Annotated in this window: 6 protein-coding genes (1 of these 6 running past the window's edge); 5 read left to right on the top strand and 1 reads right to left on the bottom strand. The window is 60.8% G+C overall.

Going from position 1 to position 7,345, the window contains the following annotated elements; genetic code table 11:
* Nucleotides 1–1,260, bottom strand: partial view of an omega-aminotransferase AptA gene (aptA, locus tag AC54XV_RS03470; RefSeq protein WP_011266561.1) — the 5' portion only. Its footprint begins 87 nt before the window's first position; the window shows 1,260 of its 1,347 coding nt (coding positions 1–1,260); the start codon lies at nucleotides 1,258–1,260; its stop codon lies off the left edge, out of view.
* A gap of 111 nt (nucleotides 1,261–1,371) precedes the next feature.
* Here aptA and AC54XV_RS03465 point away from each other — a divergent pair, with 111 nt between their 5' ends.
* From AC54XV_RS03465 to AC54XV_RS03445, 5 genes are all read left to right on the top strand, one after another.
* On the top strand, nucleotides 1,372–2,292 hold the full coding sequence (locus tag AC54XV_RS03465) for a LysR family transcriptional regulator (RefSeq protein WP_011266560.1): 921 nt from the start codon (nucleotides 1,372–1,374) through the stop codon (nucleotides 2,290–2,292).
* Between the two features lie 186 nt (nucleotides 2,293–2,478).
* On the top strand, nucleotides 2,479–3,876 hold the full coding sequence (locus tag AC54XV_RS03460; RefSeq protein WP_496717880.1) for a uracil-xanthine permease family protein: 1,398 nt from the start codon (nucleotides 2,479–2,481) through the stop codon (nucleotides 3,874–3,876).
* Between the two features lie 94 nt (nucleotides 3,877–3,970).
* A complete protein-coding gene (locus AC54XV_RS03455; RefSeq protein ID WP_003318629.1) occupies nucleotides 3,971–4,633 on the top strand; it encodes a TetR/AcrR family transcriptional regulator in 663 nt (220 codons plus the stop codon).
* Nucleotides 4,634–4,665: 32 nt separating this feature from the next.
* Nucleotides 4,666–5,259, top strand: coding sequence for an IMPACT family protein (locus AC54XV_RS03450; RefSeq protein ID WP_058399231.1), 594 nt, complete (start codon nucleotides 4,666–4,668; stop codon nucleotides 5,257–5,259).
* A gap of 532 nt (nucleotides 5,260–5,791) precedes the next feature.
* Nucleotides 5,792–7,345, top strand: coding sequence for an ABC transporter ATP-binding protein (locus AC54XV_RS03445; protein WP_024659758.1), 1,554 nt, complete (start codon nucleotides 5,792–5,794; stop codon nucleotides 7,343–7,345).

Raw genomic sequence — 7,345 nt, 5'->3', positions numbered from 1 at the left:
CAGGGTGTCACCGCCAAAGCGCACATAGAAACCGGCTTTCCACAGTTTCATGCCCGCCTCGAAGGGCCGCACGATGGCATCGCCGTCACGCGGGGCGAGCTGGATGGCACCTGCCAGACCGTAATTGCGGATATCGACCACGTTTTTCGCGCCCTTGATACCGTGCAGCGCACGTTCAAAATGCGGCGCGACGGCTGCGGCCTGCTGCACCAGATTCTCCCGTTGCAGCAGTTCAAGCGCCGCCAGCCCGGCCGCACACGCTACAGGGTGAGCGGAATAGGTGTAGCCGTGAGGGAATTCGACAGCGTACTCCGGCGTCGGCTGGTTCATGAACGTGTGATAGATCTCGCTGCTGGCGATTACCGCGCCCATGGGGATAGCACCATTGGTGATCTGCTTGGCAATGCACATCAGGTCAGGCGTGACACCGAAACTGTCCGCGCCAAACATCGAGCCCGTACGGCCGAAACCGGTGATGACTTCATCGAAGATCAGCAGGATATTGTGCTGATCACAAATCTCCCGCAGGCGCTTGAGATAGCCTTGCGGCGGAACGATCACACCGGCCGAGCCCGACATGGGTTCGACGATCACTGCAGCGATGTTCGACGCATCATGCAACTCGATCAGCTTGAGCATCTCGTCAGCCAGCGCGATACCGCCCGCCTCGGGCATGCCCTTCGAATACGCATTGCTGGCCAGCAGGGTGTGCGGCAAGTGGTCGACGTCCATCAACTGGCCGAACATCTTGCGGTTGCCATTCACTCCGCCCAGGCTGGTGCCCGCCACATTCACGCCGTGATAGCCGCGTGCCCGGCCGATCATCTTGGTCTTGGTCGCCTGGCCTTTCAGCCGCCAGTAGGCGCGCACCATCTTCACCGCCGTATCCGCGCACTCGGAACCCGAGTTGGTATAGAAGACATGGTTGAGATTGCCCGGCGTCAGGTCGGTAATCTGTTCTGCCAGCTGGAACGACAGGGGGTGCCCGAACTGAAAGCCCGGCGAGTAATCCAGCACACCCAGTTGCCGGGACACGGCTTCCTGAATTTCCTTGCGCGTGTGCCCGGCACCGCATGTCCATAGACCTGAGAGTGCATCGTAGATCTTGCGTCCCTTGTCGTCTGTCAGATAGCTGCCATGCGCGGCCACGACCATGCGCGGGTCGCGCTGGAAATTTCGGTTCGCGGTGTAGGGCATCCAGTGAGCATCGAGCTTCAACTGACGGGTGACAGGCACATCGGACACTTCGAACATATTCATGGGAGCAGGCCTCGCAGGCGCTAAACGATCGGTCATTGCAGCCAAGGTGCCACGCGGCTAAAGTTCATAAAACCCGACTTTTACGATCTTTGGTTTGGTAATCACTAAACAATGAATATCCGTCGCTCCGATCCCGTGTCGCAGGTCAGTGATTTTGATATCCGCTTGCTGCGCCTATTCAAAAGCGTTGTCGAGGCGGGTGGCTTTTCTGCGGCTGAAAGCGTGCTCGGCATTGGCCGATCAGCGATAAGCCAGCAGATGAGTGATCTGGAACAACGCCTCGGCCTGCGCCTGTGCCAGCGAGGCCGCGCCGGTTTTTCACTGACCGACGAAGGGCGCGAGGTTTATCAGTCGTCGTTGCAACTGCTCAGCGCGCTGGAAAGTTTCAGGACAGAGGTCAACGGCCTGCACCAGAACCTGCGCGGCGAGCTGAACATCGGCCTGACCGACAATCTGGTCACCCTCCCCCATATGCGCATCACCCATGCCCTGGCCCGGCTGAAAGAGCGCGGGCCGGGCGTGCACATCAACATCCGCATGATCGCCCCCGCCGAAGTCGAGCGCGGTGTACTCGACGGCGGTCTGCATGTCGGTGTCGTGCCACAGGCCAGCGCCTTGCCGGGGCTTGAGTATCATTCGTTGTACAGCGAGCGTTCGCTGCTCTATTGCGCGGTCGGGCATCCCCTGTTTTACGTCGACAATGCGACGCTGGATGACGCACGCCTCGCACAACAGGAAGCCATCGCTCCGACCTTTCGCCTGCCCAACGATGTTCAGGACCACTATCAGGCGCTGACCTGCACGGCCAGCGCGTCGGACCGGGAGGGCATCGCCTTCCTGATTCTGACCGGCCGCTACATAGGCTACTTGCCCGATCATTACGCCAACACCTGGGTGCAGGAAGGCAGGCTGCGCGCATTGAAACCGGATTCGAAGTTTTACGACCTCAATCTGGTGACCGTTACCCGCAAAGGCCGACGCCCTCATTTGGTGCTGGAGAGCTTTCTGGAAACACTTGCCGCTACCCGATGACACATTTATGCCCGGCACCTGGCCGGTTCGCCGACGCTGCAGAGCGCGTTGAAAGCGCTATCAGGCTGATATTTATTGAAATAACTGGACTCAAATAAAAATAACCTGAGCAACTGGACAGTTTTTTGCAGTAGTCCCGGACAACGACACGCCAGCACATGGCATTTCCCCGTCCGAGAACTTGCCATGCAGCCTGAAACACTCGACAACGATGACCTGATCTACGGCCTGAACGATCGCCCCAAACCCTGGACGGCCATTTTGGCAGCGTTCCAGCACGTTCTCGCCAGCTTCGTCGGGATCATCACCCCGCCCCTGATCATCGGCTCGACCCTCGGCCTGACCCCATACATGCCGTACCTGATCAGCATGGCCTTGATGGTCTCGGGCACCGGTACGTTCATCCAGGCGCGCCGCCCGTTCGGCATCGGCGCGGGCATGATCTGTCTGCAAGGCACCAGCTTCGCGTTCCTGGGCGCCGTGTTGTCCGCAGGCTTTCTGGTCAAACAGCGCGGCGGCAGCCCGGAGGACATCATGGCGATGATCTTCGGCGTGTGCTTTTTCGGTGCGCTGGTGCAGATCGCGCTGAGTCGCTGCATTAGCCAGCTGCGAAGGGTCATCACGCCGCTGGTGACCGGTATTGTCATCACGTTGATTGGTGTGAGCCTGATCAAGGTGGGCGTGACAGACCTGGGCGGCGGTTTCAATGCGCCGGACTTCGGCGCCCCGGTGAACCTGGCGCTGGGCGCGTTCGTTCTGGCCGTGATCATTGTGCTCAATCGCTCGAATACGCCCTGGGTACGTTTGTCAGCCATCATCATCGGCCTGGCGGTCGGCAGTCTGGCCGCCTGGTTCAGCGGCAAGCTGGTGCCGCAAGCCCTTCACGACCTGCCGTTGATCAGCGTACCGGTGCCCTTCCGCTTCGGCTTCAATTTCGACTGGAGCGCTTTCCTGCCAGTCGCGCTGATTTATCTGATCAGCAGCATCGAAACAGTCGGCGACCTGACCGCCAATTGCATGCTCGCGCGCCAGCCCATCAGCGGCCCGAGCTACCTGGCACGCCTCAAGGGCGGCGTGCTCGGCGATGGCGTGAGCTGCATGATCGCCGCGACCTTCAGCGCATTTCCCAATACCACCTTTGCGCAAAACAACGGCGTGATCCAGTTGACCGGCGTTGCCAGTCGCTACGTCGGGCTGTACATCAGCGCGGTGCTGTTCGTACTCGGGCTGTTTCCGCACATCGGCGCCATCGTCCAGCAGATCCCCAAGCCGGTGCTCGGCGGCGCAACGCTGGTCATGTTCGGCAGCGTCGCCGCCGCCGGGGTGCGCATTCTGGCCCAGTCGCCGCTGGACCGACGCAGCATGCTGATCATTGCGACGTCCTTGGGTGTCGGTCTGGGCATTGCGGCGCAGCCTGCGCTGCTGCACCAATTGCCGAAACTGGTGCAGAACCTGTTCGATTCGGCGATCACCAGCGGCGGCATCACGGCCATTGTCATGTGCCTGCTGATTCCGGAAGGCAAAGTCACCGCCGCTACGACCGACGCCGTAACGGAACCCGAACCTGTGGAGCAACCACGATAACTTTGCATGCCGCGCCCGCACCGACGCTTGCGAGATGCTCGCCGGTGCGCTATCTGTTCATCCGTCGCGCCCTACGACCTGTCCGGAATTGCCCATGACCCTTGAAGTCCCCGCACACAGCGCTCACGTCACCAAGCCTGCAAGCCGTATTCGTCAGAAGAACGAAGAAGCGATCATCCAGGCAGCCGAAGATGAATTCGCCCGCCACGGTTTCAAGGGCACCAGCATGAACACCATCGCGATCAAGGCCGGGCTGCCAAAGGCCAATCTGCATTACTACTTCACCAATAAACTCGGCCTGTATGTCGCGGTGCTGAGCAACATCATCGATTTGTGGGACAGCACCTTCAACCACCTCAGCGTCGAAGACGATCCCGCAGAGGCGCTGGCCCGCTACATTCGCGCCAAGATGGAGTTCTCGCGCCGCCAGCCACAGGCCTCGCGGATCTTCGCCATGGAGATCATCAGCGGCGGCGAATGCATGAGTGAGTATTTCAGTCAGGATTACCGCCTGTGGTTTCAGGGCCGGGCCGCGGTCTTTCAAGCCTGGATCGACGCCGGCAAGATGGACCCCGTCGACCCGGTGCACCTGATCTTCCTGCTATGGGGCAGCACCCAGCACTATGCTGACTTCGCCTCGCAGATCTGTCGCGTCACCGGTCGCTCCCGACTGACGCGCCAGGACATGGATCAGGCCAGCAACAATCTCATTCGGATCATCCTCAAAGGTTGTGGGCTCACGCCGCCAGCCTTGTAGAATCGTCGCCTTGACGTCAGCTGGACACACGCATGCCTTTTACCCTGGTCGGCCCTTGCGAGTTTCGTGAAGAAATCCGCAAGAGCCGCTTCATCACCCTCGCCGCCCCCATCGCCAGCCCGGCCGACGCACAGGCGTTCATCGAGCAGCACAGTGACCTCAACGCCACCCACAATTGCTGGGCCTGGAAGCTCGGCGGCCAGTACCGCAGCAACGATGACGGCGAACCGGGCGGCACCGCAGGCAGGCCGATTCTGGCCGCCATCGAAGCGCAGGCGTTCGATCAGGTCGTGGTGCTGGTGATCCGCTGGTACGGCGGCATTCAACTGGGAACCGGCGGCCTGGCCCGCGCCTATGGTGGCGGTGCCAACAAATGTCTGCAGCAGGCCGAGCGTCTGCCGCTGATCCAGCGTGCCTCGTTCCACCTTGAATGCAGCTTCAGTGAGCTGGCGCTGGTCAAGCTGCGTCTCGGCGAATTGAACGGGCTGGTGGAAAACGAAAACTTCATGGCCAACGGTGTGCAGATGTCCATCGCCATCGGCCCCGAACACACCGATACCCTGCAGCGCCAACTGGCCGATCTGAGTCGCGGCAGAATCCTTCTGCACGCAGCGCCGGAGCAATAGCCGGAGCCTCTGCGGCACATGTAACAATTGCCCACATCTACTGTGCATCCGGCTGTGGATAAGCTGAGCACACTCCACCACGAGCCTTGCCGGGCTTGCGTTTCAGGCGAATGATCGTTTTTTGAGCAATTGCCGTTCGTGGATCCATAAAGAGCGCAAAAACAGCCTGTTAGCGCTTCTTAGTGCCTTTGGATGTTAACCGCCGCCGCATTATTCTCACTCAACCCGCTTGCGCACAGTATCTGTGGAAGAGCCTGTGGATAACAGGTGCAAGGGTCGCGCATTGGTTCAGTGCGCCGCCCTCCACGTCCGCTGTACATTTTTTGTTCAAATCAAAGGGCCACATTGGCCCGCGCCCGGTCAGCACGCCCCGAACTGGTGCTGAAACGCGTGCGTGCGATGGAAGAAGGCCGGCGACAAAGCCGAAAACTCCGTGCCCAGCCTTGATTCAGCGCACCGGACGCGAATCCTGACTCCTTGGCCAGGATTTTGCTTTATCCACACGCGACCCACTTCTGCCTCAGAGCCTTTCATGTCAAACCACGCGATACCTGCGCGCCTGCAACTGCGCCATATCACCAAACGGTATCCCGGCTGCCTGGCCAACGACGCTGTCGACCTGACGATTCAGCCCGGAGAGATTCACGCCCTGCTGGGTGAAAACGGTGCGGGCAAAAGCACGCTGATGAAGATCATCTACGGCGTGACGCAGCCCGACGCCGGGACGATCATCTGGCAAGGCCAGGCGCAGACCATGCGCAATCCGGCACAGGCCAGAAGCCTGGGCATCGGCATGGTGTTCCAGCATTTTTCGCTGTTCGAAACCCTCAGCGTCGCGCAAAACATCGCGCTGGCGATGGGCGCAGCAGCAGGCACGCCCAAACAACTGGAGCCGCGCATCCGCGAGGTCTCACAACGCTACGGCATGGCGCTGGAACCCCAACGACTGGTGCACAGCCTGTCGATTGGCGAGCGGCAGAAAGTCGAGATCATTCGCTGCCTGATGCAGGACATTCGCCTGTTGATCCTCGACGAACCGACGTCGGTGTTGACGCCCCAGGAAGCCGAGGAGCTGTTCGTGACCCTTCGGCATCTGGCCCGGGAAGGCTGCAGCATTCTGTTTATCAGTCACAAGCTGGGTGAGGTGCGCGCGCTGTGTCACAGCGCAACCGTGCTGCGCAACGGCAAGGTCTCCGGGCACTGCATTCCCGCTGACTGCTCCGATCTGGAACTGGCGCGCTTGATGGTCGGCGATGCCGAAGGGCTGACCGCGCACTATGAAAAAGTCAGCGGCAGCACAGCCTTTTTGCGCATCGACAAGCTGTCCTGGCACAACCCGGACCCGTTCGGCTGCTCACTCAAAGACCTCAGCCTGGAAGTACGCAGCGGCGAAATCGTCGGTATCGCAGGCGTGGCCGGTAATGGTCAGGATGAATTGCTGGCGCTGCTCAGCGGCGAACAGACCTTGCCGCACGCCCAGGCGGCGACCCTGCGTTTTGAGGATGCCCCGGTCGGCAACCTGCGCCCCGATGCGCGGCGCAAGCGTGGCCTGGCATTCGTCCCGGCCGAGCGTCTGGGACATGGCGCAGTGCCGGAACTCAGTCTCGCCGACAACGCGCTGCTTACCGCCTTCCAGCAAGGGCTGGTGAGCAATGGCCTGATCCAGCGCAGCAAGGTGCGCGCACTGGCCGACGAAATCATTCGGCGCTTTGCAGTCAAGACGCCGGATGCACAGGCCCCGGCGCGCAGTCTGTCGGGCGGCAACCTGCAGAAATTCATTCTTGGTCGGGAAATCCTGCAAAAGCCGAAACTGTTGATTGCCGCGCACCCTACCTGGGGCGTGGATGTCGGCGCGGCGGCGGCGATCCATCGGGCGCTGATTGCCTTACGCGACGCGGGGGCCGCGATTCTGGTGATCTCCGAAGACCTGGACGAATTGTTCCAGATCAGCGACCGACTCGCCGCCCTGAGCGGCGGTCAGCTTTCCGAGCTGATCCCCACTGAACAGACCAGCACCGTGCAAATCGGCGGCTGGATGGCCGGACAGTTCGATCATTCTCAAACCCAGGCCCACGTGCCTGGTTAA

This window comes from Pseudomonas fragariae (ex Marin et al. 2024), from assembly GCF_059621105.1.
The sequence above is the reverse complement of the archived record's forward strand: the minus strand, read 5'-3'. Positions and strand labels throughout refer to the sequence as shown.